16 protein-coding genes are annotated in these 15,618 nt (G+C 61.0%); 2 read left to right on the forward strand and 14 right to left on the reverse strand.

Features of this window, described 5'->3' with window-relative positions; genetic code table 11:
• Positions 1–196: 196 nt before the first annotated feature.
• From HB376_RS14835 to HB376_RS14865, 7 genes are read right to left on the reverse strand one after another with little or no spacing between them, the layout of a single operon-like run.
• Positions 197–946 carry a CbtA family protein gene (locus tag HB376_RS14835; RefSeq protein ID WP_213764424.1) on the reverse strand — a complete coding sequence of 250 codons (750 nt, stop codon included), beginning with the start codon at positions 944–946 and terminating at the stop codon, positions 197–199.
• Positions 947–959: 13 nt separating this feature from the next.
• Positions 960–1,169 (reverse strand): CbtB domain-containing protein, encoded by a 210-nt coding sequence (locus tag HB376_RS14840; RefSeq protein WP_213764425.1) that lies wholly within the window; start codon positions 1,167–1,169, stop codon positions 960–962.
• A 59-nt stretch (positions 1,170–1,228) separates the two neighbouring features.
• Positions 1,229–1,573: a nitrile hydratase accessory protein gene (locus HB376_RS14845; protein ID WP_213764426.1), complete on the reverse strand. Its 345-nt coding sequence runs from the start codon at positions 1,571–1,573 to the stop codon at positions 1,229–1,231.
• Positions 1,574–1,575: 2 nt separating this feature from the next.
• Positions 1,576–2,235 (reverse strand): nitrile hydratase subunit alpha, encoded by a 660-nt coding sequence (gene nthA, locus HB376_RS14850; protein WP_213764427.1) that lies wholly within the window; start codon positions 2,233–2,235, stop codon positions 1,576–1,578.
• A gap of 21 nt (positions 2,236–2,256) precedes the next feature.
• The gene (gene nthB, locus HB376_RS14855; protein WP_213764428.1) at positions 2,257–3,000 is read right to left on the reverse strand and encodes a nitrile hydratase subunit beta; all 744 of its coding nucleotides are present in this window, start codon (positions 2,998–3,000) and stop codon (positions 2,257–2,259) included.
• A 53-nt stretch (positions 3,001–3,053) separates the two neighbouring features.
• Positions 3,054–3,557, reverse strand: coding sequence for a DUF1097 domain-containing protein (locus tag HB376_RS14860; protein WP_213764429.1), 504 nt, complete (start codon positions 3,555–3,557; stop codon positions 3,054–3,056).
• Positions 3,558–3,581: 24 nt separating this feature from the next.
• Entirely contained in the window at positions 3,582–4,586 is a 1,005-nt protein-coding gene (locus tag HB376_RS14865) for a GTP-binding protein (RefSeq protein ID WP_213764430.1), read from the reverse strand.
• A gap of 403 nt (positions 4,587–4,989) precedes the next feature.
• Between HB376_RS14865 and HB376_RS14870 the strand changes: the two genes are divergently transcribed.
• Positions 4,990–5,610, forward strand: coding sequence for a LysE family transporter (locus tag HB376_RS14870; protein ID WP_213764431.1), 621 nt, complete (start codon positions 4,990–4,992; stop codon positions 5,608–5,610).
• A gap of 61 nt (positions 5,611–5,671) precedes the next feature.
• On the opposite strand, the gene HB376_RS14875 is transcribed toward HB376_RS14870, so the two are convergent.
• Both HB376_RS14875 and HB376_RS14880 read right to left on the reverse strand, forming a co-directional pair.
• Complete coding sequence (locus tag HB376_RS14875) at positions 5,672–5,881, reverse strand: hypothetical protein (protein ID WP_213764432.1); 210 nt, start codon at positions 5,879–5,881, stop codon at positions 5,672–5,674.
• A 79-nt stretch (positions 5,882–5,960) separates the two neighbouring features.
• Positions 5,961–7,463: an MDR family MFS transporter gene (locus HB376_RS14880; protein ID WP_213764433.1), complete on the reverse strand. Its 1,503-nt coding sequence runs from the start codon at positions 7,461–7,463 to the stop codon at positions 5,961–5,963.
• A 73-nt stretch (positions 7,464–7,536) separates the two neighbouring features.
• On the opposite strand from HB376_RS14880, the gene HB376_RS14885 reads away from it, so the two are divergent.
• Positions 7,537–8,247 carry a TetR/AcrR family transcriptional regulator gene (locus tag HB376_RS14885; protein WP_213764434.1) on the forward strand — a complete coding sequence of 237 codons (711 nt, stop codon included), beginning with the start codon at positions 7,537–7,539 and terminating at the stop codon, positions 8,245–8,247.
• 1,077 nt (positions 8,248–9,324) lie between these two features.
• Here HB376_RS14885 and HB376_RS14890 read toward each other — a convergent pair.
• Genes HB376_RS14890 through HB376_RS14910 form a run of 5 tightly spaced genes read right to left on the reverse strand, consistent with a single transcriptional unit; the run spans position 9,325 to position 15,581 of the window.
• Positions 9,325–10,155 carry a heme ABC transporter ATP-binding protein gene (locus HB376_RS14890; RefSeq protein WP_213764435.1) on the reverse strand — a complete coding sequence of 277 codons (831 nt, stop codon included), beginning with the start codon at positions 10,153–10,155 and terminating at the stop codon, positions 9,325–9,327.
• 29 nt (positions 10,156–10,184) lie between these two features.
• A complete protein-coding gene (locus tag HB376_RS14895; RefSeq protein ID WP_255631371.1) occupies positions 10,185–11,246 on the reverse strand; it encodes an iron ABC transporter permease in 1,062 nt (353 codons plus the stop codon).
• Positions 11,247–11,278: 32 nt separating this feature from the next.
• Positions 11,279–12,181: an ABC transporter substrate-binding protein gene (locus HB376_RS14900; protein ID WP_213764437.1), complete on the reverse strand. Its 903-nt coding sequence runs from the start codon at positions 12,179–12,181 to the stop codon at positions 11,279–11,281.
• A complete protein-coding gene (locus HB376_RS14905) occupies positions 12,178–13,254 on the reverse strand; it encodes a ChuX/HutX family heme-like substrate-binding protein (RefSeq protein ID WP_213764438.1) in 1,077 nt (358 codons plus the stop codon). Before HB376_RS14905 ends, HB376_RS14900 begins: the two co-directional genes overlap by 4 nt.
• A gap of 47 nt (positions 13,255–13,301) precedes the next feature.
• On the reverse strand, positions 13,302–15,581 hold the full coding sequence (locus HB376_RS14910) for a TonB-dependent hemoglobin/transferrin/lactoferrin family receptor (protein WP_213764439.1): 2,280 nt from the start codon (positions 15,579–15,581) through the stop codon (positions 13,302–13,304).
• Positions 15,582–15,618: the final 37 nt, after the last annotated feature.

The following is a 15,618-nucleotide window of genomic DNA, read 5'->3' on the forward strand; positions in this document are numbered from 1 at the left end:
AGGCGGAGCTTGGCGCCGGCGCGGCACCCGCTCACGCGATGAAACCACGCCGGAAATCAGGCTGACCCCGGGCGACGCCAGGAACAATTATTCTAAGTTGGCAAAATTTCGATGACCAGCGGGACGTGACGCCAATTGATCAGCACGGACCCGGCGCACTTGGATTGCGCCGTGCCATGCTGTTTTAACAAAGTGCTTAGACAGCTTGGTGAAGTGAACGCCCATTCGCCGTTCGGGAACGGGCATGCAGGCTACGCTGTGCCAGGTTGCCGAACAGCAAACCCAACGTGGTCCACATGATCACTTGCATGCCGATGGCAGCAACCCGGAATTTCCAGAGCAGCACGGCAGGAAAAGCGGCTGGCACCTCGTTGATCGCCGGCATGCCAATCTGCACGGCGGCAATGATCACGACAAACACCGCTGCGCCGGCAATGGACGCATTCCATGATCCGACGTAGGCAATTGCCGCCCGGCGAATCTTTAGCGAAAACACCATGGTGGCTAGCGAGAGCACGATCATCAGAAAATACAGGCCGGTGCGATAGCCTATGGTCGCCGGGTCTCCAACCGAGGGTGGATTGGCGGGGTACTTGAGGTTCGGCACGATCACTAAAGCAATGAATCCCGCAATGGCCAGCCATGCCGACAAAGCATTGGCGCTGAGCTTGCCGGCCCGGCCAACCATTGCCGAAAAGGTCAGTGCGAACAGGCCGCCGATAGCCGCGCTGTAAGCCATTACGCCCGTAAGCAAGCCGAGCCCTGCCTGCGTGTGACGGCTGACGAGTTCCGGTTCGGGCGCTTCGCCTTTTGCAGCATCTGCCTTTTCCTCGAACGAAATCGCCTGATCGACTTGAGGCTCGCCGACTATTTTCGCAAAACTGAACGTGAGCAGTCCGGCTGCAATGCCCGCGAGCATGCCGCGCACCAATAATTTGCCGACCATGGAAGTCTCCGGATCAATGACAAGGGAAGCCGAGCAGGTGCCGGCCATCGTGTACAAATTCATGCACGTACATGCCGGGAATCAGCGATGTCGCGCCTTCTTCCGCACCCACGAAATAGATCGCTAGCAGCATCAGCAAGCCACCGAAAATCATCCACGGCATAAGCTCGCGAACGGGAAGCGGTAACGGCATGACGGTTGAATCCAGAACAGCGTCGATCATAAGGATCTCCAAAGGGCGTTAGCCCGGACAGGTGGACATTGAGAAAAATACGACCCGGTTCAAGCGTGAGCGGTGACGGCTACAGCGTCGATAGCGGTTATTTCCGCCGCCGACAGCACGCCGGCTTCGACCAGGGTCTTCTTGAGCGCGAGAAAGAAACGTTCGTAATAGTCCCAGCGCGGTTGGCCCGCGCAATAGCCGTCCTCCCATTCGGCAATCGATTCGATCAGGTTCTGCCGGAAGGCTTCCCACTCGAAGTATCCAGCCTTCGACAACGACAGCGCGAGGCCGAAGACATCGCGTTCCCAAGGTTTGCCGAAGAGAAATTTGCCTTGGCTGCGCGGCGGTGAATCGGGTTGACCCAGCATGCTTGATGCAGCGTATTCCTCGAAGCGCGTGAACATGATCAGCCCGCGGCGAGTGATGTGGGTGATGCCGGTGACATCGATGATGGCGGGGGCACCAGCGCAACGCCCATCATCGCCTCTGGCGTGATGAGTACGGCCAGTGCCTCTTCGCTCATGCCGTCCGTTCCCGCTGGACGTTCCGGTACGACGAACCAGCGAATCTGCGCACTGCTGTCCCACACCTTGACCTCGGTGTCAGCCGTTACAGGCACGCCGAATTCGCGCAGCACCGCACGCGGTTCACGCACGCCGCGCGCGCGAAATACGGGGTCTTTGTACCAATACGGCGGCAGACCGAGTACCGGCCATGGATAACACGAGCACAGCGTACAGATGATCAGGTTATGCACACCGTCGCCGTTCGCGACTGCAGCCATGTGTTCCCCTTCCGCGCCGTCCATGCCTTGCGGCAAGTCCATTGTCGCGATGGCTCTGGGCGTGTCTTCGATCAAAAGCTGCTTGAACGCGGGATCGACCCACGCACGCGCGACAATGCGTGCGCCGTTGAACGGGCCCGCCACAGTTTCGAAATGGCCGAGCACGGTATCCACCGAGTCGCTGCCCAGCACGCCTTTCTCGATCAACAGCGCTTCCAGAGCGCGTACTTTTGCGGCGCTGGCCGCTTCGCGCTCATCGTCGTATTTAAATAGGTCGCTCATGGTCGTGGTTCCTGGCATGGATCAGTTGGCTGCAAGCAGATAGGTGTCGAAGAGATCGGCGTAGACGGTCGTATTGGGCTCGCTCTTCTCCTCGCCCCAGATGTCGGCGGCATTGAACGCCACGCGATACACGGGCATGGCCTGACCGATGCCATCAGGTCCCGTCGAAACGAAATATGAAAATGCACCGGGATAAACAAGGTCCACCGTGCCGCGTTTGTTACGGAGATATCCGGGCAAGCGCGTGTGCTCGACAGCATCGGGGTCCGCCACGCACACTGGCGCGCCCTTCGAAAAACGCGGCGCCTGTTCGAATGCGTGAAAGCCGGAATCGCCGTTGACCAAGTACGCGTTGATCTGCGCGGCAACCGCGGGATTAGGCATGGCTGGAAGCGCCGCTTGCGGATCAGCGCGGTAATGGCGGGTCTTTTCGTCGAGCTCATCAGCCGACAGATATCCCTCGTCGATAAAGAACTGCGAGATGCCCATCAACCATTTTTCGTAATAGCGGTACTTGAAATACTCGAACGGCTGCATGCCTTCGGCACCCGTGCGCAACGACGCCCAGGTCCATGTATTCCTGAATGTAGTGGGCAGGTCGGCCATGGGATAACGCGGCAATGCATCGGCCAGATGTGTGCTCTCGGCCATCATCACCGTATGGATGCCGAAGATGCGTTTCTCCCACGGCTCGACGAACACTTGCGTGTCTACGTTTACCGGACCGAGATTTTCCAGTCCACCCAAGTTGTGCTGTAGTTTCATTCGATGTTCCCGGACGAAAGTGAGTTGAGGTTCAGTTGAAGTTCAGTTGAAGTTCAGTTGAGCTGCGGCTCGGGTTTGCGGGTCAGGGCGTCGCCGAGGACTTCGGACACGATCCCAAACAACGCGCCCGTGATCAGCGCCGCCGCTGCAACGAGTGCGGGGTTATGAATGCCGGCCGTGGTGATGGCTCGGCCGGTGGCCACCGTCGTACCCACGGTCGACGCAAAACCCCACACGACCGCCGGCAGCACGTTCAGCAACTTGACCTTCGACGCCTGCACCATTGCCGCACTGCCAACGCCCACGCAAATTGCCGCGATGGCGGGCGTCTGCGCCGAACTTGCAATGGCAAGCAACGACAGCGACGCAATCACCAGACCCGTGAGGTTCGAGGCAACGCTTTGCACGAATCCGGCCGAGCCGCCACCGACCACGAAGAACGATGCCCATGCGATAAATGTCACCCAGACGGGGACGGGAAATACCGTGGCGGTGATGTAGGTATCGACTACGGCCAACACACCGATGCTGAGGGTAAAGGCTTCAGACTTTTTCATTGCAGGCTCCTTGAGGGTGGGGATTCAGGGCTGATGCAGGCAATCGAGGAAAGCTTCGCGCAGGCGCGGCATGTCGAGGTCGCGGCCGATGAATACGAACTTGCTGTCACGTGTTTCATCGGTGCGCCACGCGCGTCCGGGACGTGCTTCGAGCAGCATGTGGACGCTATGAAAATGGAACTGCCGCGGCTCGGACTGGAAATGCAGCACGCCCTTCATCCGCATGAGTTGCGGGCCGGACTGCTGCACCAGCTGGTTGATCCAGCGATTGAAGCGATTCGGATCGAGGGCGCCGCTTTCGACCAGCGCACACGATTGAATCGATGAATCATGTTCGTGGTCGTGGGCATTTTCATCAAGCAGATCGGGCTCGATTTCAAGTAGCGCGGGCAAGGAAAAACGCCGTACGCCAAGCAGCGAATCGGCTGGGACTCGCGAATGGCTCGCAGTGGTGATGGCCGCAGTCCGGTTCAGTGCACGCACCTGCGTTTCGAGCTGATCCAGTGCGTGAGCGTCGATGAGATCGACCTTGTTGATGACGACGATATCAGCGAACGCTACCTGCTCGCGCACGATCTCGTCCTGGAGTTGTTGAGCGAAATGATGTGCATCGACAACGGTCACCACGGCTTCGAGTTCGACCGCTTCGCGCAAATCCGGGTCCGCAAGGAAGGTCTGCAACACCGGCGCAGGATCGGCGAGTCCGGATGTCTCGACGATCAGGCGATCAAGCCTTTCGTGCGTGCCGCCTTGCGTGCGCATCAGCAATTCCTTGACGCTCGCCACCAGGTCGGCGCGCACCGTGCAGCACACACAACCGTTGTTGATTTCGATCAATGCCTCTGCTTCGGCGACGATCAACTGGCCGTCGATACCGACCTCGCCGAACTCGTTCACGACAACGCCGATGCGCCCGGCCGTGCTGTGCTGCATCAGGTGATTGACCAGCGTGGTCTTGCCGGCGCCTAGAAAGCCTGAAATCACGGTGACGGGAATCTTGCGTCGCGGACTGGATTGAGGTTGGTGCATGGCTGATCTCGACAAAGGCGTGAGGGATTTGGCCTTGTAAAGAGCGAGTACCAGGCCCGGTTTTGCCAGACGGCTTGAGTGAAACGCGCTCTGTCTCGATTGCCCCGCTCTTATGGCCGTATTGGTATAAGCGGTCGATAACGGACAAAATTCAGATATGACCGGCTTTAGGCTCAAGACGGGAAATGGTGCAGCCACGGGCAGGCGTGCTCACATTGGGTGCGCGATGTGCTTTGATTGGTGGAGCTGGGTTTGAGAGAAGAGCGACCAGCGACGATTCAAGCCGCTTCGCACGAGGCGACCATTCAGCGCGTAGGGGTGAACAATCGCAAGAACAGACGTCAGCGATAATGCGTGAAGCGACGCCGCCTTCCCGCGCGTCGACCTATGAAGGAGTGACGGCGTGGTCGATTCATCCGCAGTCCTGGCTGTTTTGTCTGTCTATATTGCTGGCGTGGTTATTCCCGGGCCGAACTTTGTCGCGGTTGCGCACAAGGCGGCTTCGTCGACGCGTTCCGAGGCCCTGGCGGTCGTCGCGGGCATCGTCCTGGTCAGCCTGTTCTGGGCGACGTGCGCCATTCTCGGCGTGGGAATTGTGTTCGCTGCGTTCCCGTGGATGGCGCTGGTCGTCAAGATTGGCGGCGCGGCGTATCTCATGTGGTTCGGCTGCCGGCTGATCTTCAAGGCGCGAGCCGGCGAGTCGGGCATGGCTGCGGCGAGCGTGTCTGGCGGATTGCGCAAGGCATTCGTGCAAGGTTTCGCGACCAACATCACGAACCCGAAGTCGGTAGCGTTTTTCGCCGCCATCTTTGCTTCCGCCACGCCCGCGCATATGTCGCCGGTCACCTTCGCGGCCATGCTTGCGATGGTCGCTCTGGTTGCAACGACGTGGTACGGCTTCGTCGCACTCGTGCTCTCACACGCGGGGATTGCGTCAGGCTACCGTGGGTATCGGGCATGGATCGACCGGGTCTGCGGCGGGTTGATCGTGGCGCTGGGCGTTCGCCAGCTACTGACTCGATGAAACGCGCTTGACGAAGAAGACGGCGGCGACGGGCGGGACGGGCGCTACGGAGGCTCTTCGCTTACGGATGCGAATACGCACCCTTGTCGGCAGTATGTCGCGTCTGCTTGTGCTTCTTATGTTTGGGCGGCGGCGCGTGCCGCGAAGCACCGCCGGATCCCGACACCGACGACTGTCCCTCGCCGAAGTGATAAGTCTCCGCCAATGCGGCGGTCGAGATAAACGCAAAAGCGCTGAGGGTCGAGGCGATCACTATGTGCGTAAGCTTCATTGCGTGGACGTTCCAAAGTTAAAGTGCGTCAGCTTAAACCAAAGCGCCGCTGCCGCACTTCATTCCCCCGGCCTTGCCCTTACTTGCGAAGCGGCTGGTCCTGCATCAACCAGGACAACGCGAACGCAAGCAGGACGACCGAACCTGCCACAAGAAACACGAGATGCATCGATCCCGAGAACGCGTTGAGATAGGTATCGCGCAAAGCGGCGGGAAGATGCTGGACCATCGTGGGTCCCATCGATCGCGGTAACTCCGCACCCGCCGGCATGGCATCTGCCAGACGCGAATGCAGACTGTTCGTAAAGATTGCGCCGAACGTGGCTACCCCCACCGAACCGCCAATCGACCTGAATAGTGTTGCGCCGGACGTCGCCACGCCCACGTTCTTGAACGGCACCGCATTTTGCACGGCGAGCACCAGCACCTGCATGACCATGCCGAGTCCAAGTCCCAGCAGCAGCATGAACAGGTACATGGTGTGAAGCGGGGTATCCAGTTGCAGCGTGGACAGCAGGAACATGCCGCAGGCCACGAGCGCGGTACCGCAGATCGGGAACCAGCGATATTTGCCGATTCTGCTGATCAAGCGGCCGCTGATGATGGAAGTGGACAGTATGCCGGCCATCATCGGCAAGATTTGCAGGCCGGCTTGCGAGGGTGTTGAACCCTTCGCCACTTGCAGGTACAGCGGCAGGAACGTGATCGCGCCGAACAGCGAAAATCCGATGATGAAACCGATCAGCCCGCTCAGCACGAACGTGCGCTCCCTGAAAAGCTCGAGCGGCATAATCGGTTCATCCGCGAGCCGTTCTTCGTAGATAAAACCGCCCAGCGTAATAAGTCCGAGCGCCAGCGTGAACCAAAGCTGCGGGGAACTCCACGGCAGCAGCGTGCCGCCCTGGCTGGTAAAAAGGATGATACAAGTGAGCGAAGCGGCTAAAAACGCGGCGCCCATGTAATCGATTTTATGTTTTACATGCGCCACATGCGGTTTGAACACGAGTCCGATCACGATCAACGCCAGCACGCCCAGCGGCACGTTGATATAGAAGATCCAGCGCCACGAAAGATGCTCGACGATAAACCCGCCCAGCAGCGGTCCGACGACCGTCGCGAGTCCGAATACGCCGCCGAACAAGCCCTGGTAGCGGCCGCGTTCGGCGGGCGGAATGACGTCGGCGATGGCGGCCATGGTCACGACCATCAAGCCGCCGCCGCCGAGCCCCTGCAACGCGCGTAACACGATCAACTGGGTCATGTCCTGCGCGACGCCGCACAGGATCGAGCCGGCAAGAAAAATGAGGATTGACGCCTGAATGACGACTTTGCGGCCGAACAGATCGCCGAATTTGCCGTACAGCGGCACCACGATAGTCGACGTCAGCAGGTATGACGTCACGACCCACGACAGGCTTTCGAGCCCGCCCAGCTCGCCCACGATAGTGGGCAGCGCCGTCGAAACGATGGTCTGGTCGAGCGCGCCGAGCAGCATCACGAGCAGCAGCGCCGTGAAAAGCAGCCGGATTGGAGGTCGCTCTTCAATGGTGGGAAGTGCGACAGAGGGTTGCAGGGATTCCATTCAGCCGCCCGATGAGATAAATTAATGTTGGAGTTAATATTAGGCGACACCGTCCCCGGGGTCAATTGCGACTATGACTAAAAATGTAACCGCTCCATCCGACCATTCTGTTCCTTCCGTTCCCGCCGAGCCGCCGAAGGCTGGCCGCCGGCCCGGGCGGCCGACCGGCGCGCAGCACGGCGAGCCGCGGGCGCTGCTGTTGGATGTTGCGCTGGTTTTATTTGCGCGCCAGGGAATCATGGAGACCACGCTCGGCGCGATCGCGCGCGAGGCGGGCGTGACGCCGGCCATGGTCCATTACTATTTCAAGACGCGCGATCAACTGCTGGACGTGTTAATCGATGAGCGATTTGTGCCGTTGCGTGCCGAGCTTGGTCGCGCGTTCGCGGACTCGGATGCGGAACCGGCGGATGCGTTGCGCGCGTTCGCGGAGGGTCTCGTCGCGGTGGCGGAGCGGCATCCGTGGTTTGCGACGCTGTGGGTTCGCGAGGTCATCAGTGAAGGGGGGTTGCTGCGCCAGCGTATTGCCGAGCGTTTCGGCGATGCGAATAAGAAGGCATCGATTGCACGCATCGCGCAATGGCAGAAGGAGGGCAAGCTCAACCCGCACCTGGAGCCATCGCTCTTGTTTGTGTCGTTGTTCGGATTGACGTTGTTGCCGTTGGCGGTGACTTATACGTGGGCTGAGGAGAGCGGGGGCCGTGCGCCCAGGCGGGATCAGATTGCGCGGCACGCGGTGGCGTTGCTGATGCACGGGGTTGGACCGTTGGTTGGGCCGTTTTGAGCGGTTGATTTTCGCTCGCGCCGGTGGACGGGGTTTGGGGTGGAGTGGTCGGGGGGCAGTGCTGGGTTGGTCGGTTCTGGGGTTAGCGGTCAGGGTTAGTGCAGGGTTGGTGGGTTCTAGCGTTAGTGGTCGGGGTCAGTGCCGGGTTGGTGCTTTCAGTGTTAGTGGTCTGCGAGAGTCGGATTTTCTCTTTATCACTATTAGCCACTGTGCGTGGCGGCACGTCATTTCTTTGTCCAAAGCGACAAAGAAACGAAGCAAAGAAAACGCTTTTAAACCACGCTACCCTAAGTGTCCACCGCGTGCAGTTCCCATTCATAGGTGCCCCAAAAGCACGGTGCTCGCCAGAGCGGAGGATGTTTGAAACCCTCCTTCTCCGAACACGGATACCCACACGCTTCGCCACCAGTGATTGAACCTGCCCAAGGGGCACCCCGCGCTATCCGCGGACGACCGACCACCAATTTGTATGCACGACCAACTACCTTGCCAACCTACGTTGAAACGAGGCCGCGGGATGTGTGAGGCCGTAACCGACGAATTCCATGCAACCGACCAGCCGACTCGCCAAAGGTTGAAGCGGTAAATACACATCAGGCTGTGATTGGCGAAGCTGGTCACGGGGGCCCTCCAGCGCAAGCCATTCACCCAACCTACCAAGAGACGAAGCCTTAAATGCGGGTGGGGTCGAGCGGGTTGCCGGGCGAATGGTGCTTGCCCGAGAGCGTACGGGGCGAAGCGTGTTCATGTCAGGATTCGCGAGAAGGAGGGGTTCACACATCCTCCGCTCTGGCGAGCACCGTGCTTTTGGGGCACCTATGAATAGAAACTGCACGCTGTGGACACTTAGGGTAGCGTGTTTAAAAGCGTTTTCTTTGCTTCGTTTCTTTGTCGCTTTGGACAAAGAAATGACGTGCCGCCACGCACAGTGGCTAATAGTGATAAAGAGAAAATCCGACTCTTGCAGACCACTAACACTGAAAGCAGCAACCCGGCATCAACTCCGACCGCTAACCCCAGAACCGACCACCCCGGCATCGACCCCGCCCGCTACCCCCACCCCCCAAAAAAAGCATCTCAAACCGGCACCACGACGGGCGCGTAACCCCGTCCCCCATCGAGCATACGAACAGCAAACCCATAACACCGTTCGATCAAATCGGGCCGCATCACCTCCCGTGATGCACCTTGCGCGATGATCGCGCCGTCAGCCAGCAGGGCAATGGTATCGGCGTGCCGCCCGGCGAGATTCGGATCATGCACGATAGCCAGCGCGCCGATATGCCAGTCCCGCGTCAAGTCGCGCACCGTCATCAGCAGCCGGTGCTGATGCGCAAGATCGAGTGCGGCGGTTGGTTCGTCGAGCAGAAGGTAACGCGGCGTTGCATGGGTCGAACCATTCGCGTCGGCCGCGTCGGGCCATAGCTGCGCCAGCACCCGTGCGAACTGCACGCGCGCAAGCTCACCACCCGAAAGCGTCGTGATCTCGCGGCCCGCAAGGTCACTGGCGTCGGCCAGCGTCAAGGCCTCGGCGACAATGCCCCGGTCATGGCGCGACGGCACACCTCCACGCAGATGCGGATATCGCCCGAGCAGCACGATTTCCTCCACGCTGAATGGAAACGCCGCTTGCGACGCTTGCGGAAGCACCGCGCGCAGCAGCGCAAGCCGCCGTGGCGAGATCGTGTCCAGCGGCTCGCCGTTGAGCGTAGTCGTGCCGCAATGACGCGCGCCCCGCGCTGGTCCGCTGGTTTGGAAATCCCCGGCCAGCGCCTTGAGCAAGGTGCTCTTACCCGCACCGTTGCGCCCCAGCAGCGCGGTCAGCGTCCCCGGTTTTATGGTCAATGAGAGGTCGCGCAAAATCGGTGTCGCGCCATGTGCCACGCAGAGGTTGCTCGTCATCAGCATCGGTTGGTGCTCTCCATCGATATCAAAGCTTACAGGCCGAGCTGGCTGCGACTTCGCCACAACAGCATCAGGAAAAACGGCGCGCCGAGCAGCGCGGTCAGGATGCCGAGCGGCACTTCGGCGGGCGAGGCCACGGTCCGCGCGGCAAGATCAGCGAGTACGGTAAGGACGGCTCCCAGCAGCATCGCGCCGGGCATCACCACGCGTTGATCCGGACCGCACGCAAGCCGCACGCAATGCGGGGCGACCAGCCCGATAAAGCCAATCACGCCCGTGCAAGACACCAACGCGCCCACGCTCAGCGCCGACGCAACCAGCACGGTGCGTTTGACCGCTTGCGTGGGCACGCCGAGATGCTGCGCTTCAGTCTCGCCTAGTTGCAGAGCATTCAACGCGTGCGAATGGCGCGCGATCAGCACGACACCCAGCATCACGAACGGCAGCACCGCGCCGAGCACGGGCCACTGCGCACCGCCAAGACTGCCGAGGCTCCAGAACGTGAGCGAGCGCAATTGCGCGTCGTCGGCTATGTAGGTCAGCAGACCGATCGCCGCGCCCACGAGCGCATTGATCGCGATGCCCGCCAGCAGCAGAAGCGGCAACGCGAGCCGCCCGCGTGCCGCCGCGAGCCGATAGACCAGCGCGGACACCGCCAGTGCACCGGCGAACGCGGCTATCGGCAGGAAGTAGAGGTTCACCATTCCGACGGACCCGCCCAACAACGGCCCAAGCACGATCAGCGTCGATGCACCGAGTGCCGCACCGCTCGAGATGCCGATCAGACCCGGATCGGCGAGTGGGTTGCGAAATAGCGCCTGCAATGCGCTGCCCGCCGCGCCGAACCCCGCGCCCACGAGCAGCGCCAGCAACACACGCGGCAGCCGTATGTTAAGGAGTACAGCATGAGCCTGCTGGAGGGCGGGATCTGATGCGATCAAGTCACCACTTGCGCTCAGTGCCGACCAGACCAGTGACGGTGTCATGCGGTAAGCACCCACGCAGATCGCAACCAGCGTTGCCAGGAAGAGGACTACTGCCAGCCCCGCCAGCATCAACGTTGCTACGCGACGTCTGCGATCGACCATCTCCATGGGTGCGACCGATGCCGCGGCAGAGGTGTTCATCAGACCTGCCCCAGACGCTGGTTGAGCGCCGTCACGGCAGCCGGCAGACGCGGTCCGAACCCGAGCAGGAATAGCGCGTCGAGCGAGACCACGCGCTTCGCGCGGCCAGCGGGCGTGGCACCAAAACCCGGGCTCGCGAGCAGCGCCGCTGGGCCGCCGACTGCGCTCAAACCTTCATCGGTAATCAACACGATGTCAGGCGCAGCGCTGACCAACGCTTCTGCCGACAACGGCCGATAACCGTTGAATCCCTGCATCGCGTTCCGTGCGCCGGCATAAGCGAGCATGGCGTCGGCCGCCGTGTTCTGACCCGCGGCCAGCGCCTGATTACCCGTGTGATTCAGCACGAACAGGATGCGCGGCGGCGACCCGCTTCGACCGAGCGCCGACGCCTCCACCGCTCGACGTGCGCTCTGCCATTCGTTATCGAATTGCGCCCGAAGCGCATTGCCGGCAGTGGTTGCATCGAGTGCGCCAGCAATGCCCGTGATCTTGCCCCGCACGGTGTCCGCGTCGTGGCGCTCGGGAAATGAGACCACTTCCACGCCGGCTTTCTGCACCTGACTCAGCACGCCCGGTGGCCCGGCTTCGGCGGACGCGAGAATCAGGTCGGGTCGCAGTGACAACAAGCCTTCAGCCGAAAGCGCACGTTGATAACCGACCTTCGGCAACTCGCGCGCGGCGGCGGGATAGGTACAGGTGGTATCGGTTGCGACCAGCGTTCCGTGCGCACCGGCTTGCGCGCCGAGCGCATACACGACTTCCGCGAGCGCACCGCCAACGACGATCACCCGTCGTTGCGGTTGCGCCAGCGCACGGCCCTGCAACGCGCCCGTTACCAGCATCACACCGCCGCCTATGAGGAGCTTTCGACGCTGGCCGTTGAAGCGTTCGTGGTTCATACCGGAACCTCATTTTGCAAGGGCACGATGCCTGCAATCAGTTCACGCCAGCCCTCGAGTTCCGGCGTGCCGGGTTTGCGGGCACCGAACAGCATCGCGATGTTTTCACCATCGGCATCGAACAATTCAAGCGATGTGACGATACCGTCGCTCGTCGGCTTGCGCACGACCCATGCGCCAGCGATGAGATCCGCGCGCAGATGCAAGTTGAAATCCGGATCGAGCACGTTGAGCCACGGCCCCATCACGCGGATGGTCTTGACCGGTCCCGTATGGATCTGGATCATGCCGCGGTTTCCCACGAATACCATGATCGGCAATTCGGTCTCTGCGGCCCTTTCCAGCAGGCCCTGCAGTGCGTCTACCCCGACCGGTTGCGCATAACGCCGGTCGGCCAGCCGCAACGCCTGCGTCCGCGCAAGGCTGAACTTACGCAGGATGCCGAAGAACTGATGCGTGTCGGTCATCGCATTCCATGCAGTGTGGAAGGCCGGTACGTCGATGTCACTGTCCGGCAGCACCGCGGGCGGCGGCGCGATCTCGCCGAGCGTCAGGCCAGGTATCTGGTCGCGCATCTGCCAGCGTTCGACCAAGGCATCGAATGCTGCGTGATTGCTATGCTCGCGCAGAAATACCTTATGCACGGCATGACCTTGCGGATCGAAGAATTGCAGGCTCTTTTGCAGGCCGTGCGATGTTTCTTCACGCACGGCAAAACCCGACGCCCAGTTCCGATAGAACACCCGCAGGTCGATCTTGCTGCCCAGCACGAGGCCTACCAAACCGTCATGGCTCATGTCTTCGAACGTGCCGTCTTTCTCATGGACAGCAGCTTCGTTGCGGGTCAGTGCCATAACGGCACCGAGTTGCGGCATCTGCTCGAACAACTCGACAAAGCTCGGCTCCAGCCGCACCACATGTTCACCGGTGAACGCGGCCAGCGCTTCGCCCTCGCTGATACCGAGTGCATGCGCCGCTTCGCGGTTGCGCAGCTTTTGCGTGGTCTTGAGAGTAAGAAAGTCGTGGCGCAATTGATGCAGCTTCGCAGCGTCCGGGCGGGTGGTATTCAGCATGTTGCGGGTCCTCTAAATGCGGTGTGGCGGGTGGAAAATAGTCAGCATCAGAAATCAACCTTCATGCTGACCGAGACGTTTCTTCCGGGCGCGGTGTACGCGTCCTTGATCGGCGATGAATCGGCAATGCCGCGCACGTCCGACCAGTTCCAGTATTTGCGATCGAAGAGATTGAACACGCCGAGATACGCGACGACGTGCTTGTTGAAGCGATACCCGCCGCGCAGATCGACGACAAACGACGAGGGCGGCGCAAAGCAGGTCGCCGAGGTGCAGCTCTTGGGCGTGATATCGCTGGATTTCTTCGCGGCCTGGAACAGCAGGTCGGCTTGCGCGAACCAGCGTTCGCTAGGCTCGTAACGCACGCCGAACACGGCCGAGAACGGATTGATCGTGTCGAGCGGCTGGCTGGCGCTGCCGTTGTTGTCGACGCTGCCTTTTGTGAACGCCATCGCCGTCTTCAATGAAAAGCCGGCCGGAAGGAACCATTCCGCACGTCCTTCGAAGCCGTGGATATAAGCCTTCGAATAGTTGACGTACTGGAACACGAGCGGATCGGTGGGGCGTCCGGTGCCGCCCACTGTCTGCTGCGAAATAAAGTCCCTATACCGTCCGGCAAATGCCGCCGCGCTATAAGTCAGCGGACCAAGGCCCGTGCCAAGCTTGCCGCGCAAACCGGCTTCTATGGTGTCGCTGGTCTCCGGTTTAAGATTAGGATTGCCAATCGACGTATAGCCGTAAAGCGGGTTAGCAAAGCTGTTGTTCACCTGATCCGGCGATGGCGCGCGGAATCCGTGCGCATATTGCGTATAGGGAATCAAGGCGGGCGATATCTCATACAGCACCGCGAGGCGCGGCGAGAGCGCGTTGTCGCTCGATGAAACCGGCGTGCCGGTGTACTGCGGATCACCGGTCTTCGCACCCAGCCTGTATGTATCGAAGCGCAGGCCGGGCGTGACGGTCAGCTTGCCGTAGCTGATCTGATCCTGTACGAAGGCCCCGAGCAGGGTGTAGTCGGTGTCCGGGAATGCCTTGTTCGGGAATGGCGATTCACCGGTCCCCGGGATCGTGCCTTTACGCAGGTTCGTGATGTGATCGACGCTGCCGTCGCCGCCATAGAGCAGTTTGTGCGTCAGGATGCCGGTGTGGAAGGTACTTTCCGCAAACGCCGAGCCGCCGATCATGCGCTCGCCATAACTGCTGTCGCGGGTGCGCGAGGGTTGCGAACCGCGCGTTTCGTGCGAGTACTGATCCTGTGACGAATCCTGGTAATAAACCTGCACGTGGGCGGTCTGGAAGAAACGCGCGGCTTCATTGCTGAAGTCGTAATCGAGGCTGTAGCGATTGCGTTCCAGCCGGTCGTTACCCGTCAACCCCAACGTGGTGGGCAGATTGATCGCGGAAAGCACATTCGTATCGATGCGCTGACGCACCGTTTCGGCAGTGAACTTGAAGGTGTCGTGCGCGGTTGGTTTCACAACGAGCTTGCCCAGCAGCGTCTCTGAGTACGTGTCCTGCGGGTTCGGTGTCGTGCGGTTTGTGCCGGAGGAATCGTTCGAGCCTTTGTTGTCGAGTTCGTGGCCGCGCCGGCCGTCGGCTATCACCATGCCCTGGATCATGTCGTTGCCGCCGGCGGCCTGCACCGTCGCGCCAAAACTGCGATCCGTGGAGTCATAGCTCGGGCGCAGCGAGAAATACGTCTTCTTGCCATAGATATCGAGGAGGTCCTGCGGGTCCTTCGTGATGAAGTTGACCGCGCCGGTGAGTCCGTCGCTGCCGTACAGCGCCGAGGCCGGTCCGCGCAAGATCTCGATGCGCTTCAGCGTGCCGAGGTCCGCATAGTCGCCGCGTCCCGCTTCAAGTGGTCCGAAAGAGAACGAGTTGGGCAAGCGGATACCGTCTTCCATCAACAGGATGCGGTTCCCTTCGAGGCCGCGGATATTGATGCTCGAGTCGCCGTCGCGGCCGCCTCCCATCGCGGCTGACGACGGCCGGTACGGCGCTCGGCGTACGGTGACGCCGGGTTCGTATCGCAGCGCGTCCTTGATGTTTTCTGCTTGCTGCTCTTCCAGGTCCTCGGCCGTGATGACCGAGACGCTGGCCGCCGTATGGCTCGCGGCCGTGGCGGTGCGCGTGGCCGTGACGGTGATGGGGTCCAGCAGGTTGGAGGTGGTGCGTGGTTCCGCATGTTGCGCAGCGGTGTCCTGAGGCGGCACGACGGGTGTGTCGGCTGCTGCGCGGACCTCGGTGGTCCAGAGGCCGGCAACCCCGAAGATGCCGGCCAGCATGGCGGACAGCGGACGTCGCGCCAGATGAATGTGATGCACGTGAGTTCTCCCGATCAAACAAGCCCGTAAGCTGGCT

Source organism: Caballeronia sp. dw_19 (assembly GCF_018449515.1).
GTDB lineage: Bacteria > Pseudomonadota > Gammaproteobacteria > Burkholderiales > Burkholderiaceae > Caballeronia.

Coding starts and splice junctions, on each gene's coding strand:
- nthB (WP_213764428.1), bottom strand. CDS start 3,000: ATGAAACTACAGCACAACTTGGGTGGACTGGAAAATCTCGGTCCGGTA.
- HB376_RS14895 (WP_255631371.1), bottom strand. CDS start 11,246: ATGGAGATGGTCGATCGCAGACGTCGCGTAGCAACGTTGATGCTGGCG.
- HB376_RS14845 (WP_213764426.1), bottom strand. CDS start 1,573: ATGTTCACGCGCTTCGAGGAATACGCTGCATCAAGCATGCTGGGTCAA.
- nthA (WP_213764427.1), bottom strand. CDS start 2,235: ATGAGCGACCTATTTAAATACGACGATGAGCGCGAAGCGGCCAGCGCC.
- HB376_RS14865 (WP_213764430.1), bottom strand. CDS start 4,586: ATGCACCAACCTCAATCCAGTCCGCGACGCAAGATTCCCGTCACCGTG.
- HB376_RS14860 (WP_213764429.1), bottom strand. CDS start 3,557: ATGAAAAAGTCTGAAGCCTTTACCCTCAGCATCGGTGTGTTGGCCGTA.
- HB376_RS14835 (WP_213764424.1), bottom strand. CDS start 946: ATGGTCGGCAAATTATTGGTGCGCGGCATGCTCGCGGGCATTGCAGCC.
- HB376_RS14875 (WP_213764432.1), bottom strand. CDS start 5,881: ATGAAGCTTACGCACATAGTGATCGCCTCGACCCTCAGCGCTTTTGCG.
- HB376_RS14840 (WP_213764425.1), bottom strand. CDS start 1,169: ATGATCGACGCTGTTCTGGATTCAACCGTCATGCCGTTACCGCTTCCC.
- HB376_RS14880 (WP_213764433.1), bottom strand. CDS start 7,463: ATGGAATCCCTGCAACCCTCTGTCGCACTTCCCACCATTGAAGAGCGA.
- HB376_RS14885 (WP_213764434.1), top strand. CDS start 7,537: ATGACTAAAAATGTAACCGCTCCATCCGACCATTCTGTTCCTTCCGTT.
- HB376_RS14905 (WP_213764438.1), bottom strand. CDS start 13,254: ATGCTGAATACCACCCGCCCGGACGCTGCGAAGCTGCATCAATTGCGC.
- HB376_RS14890 (WP_213764435.1), bottom strand. CDS start 10,155: ATGCTGATGACGAGCAACCTCTGCGTGGCACATGGCGCGACACCGATT.
- HB376_RS14900 (WP_213764437.1), bottom strand. CDS start 12,181: ATGAACCACGAACGCTTCAACGGCCAGCGTCGAAAGCTCCTCATAGGC.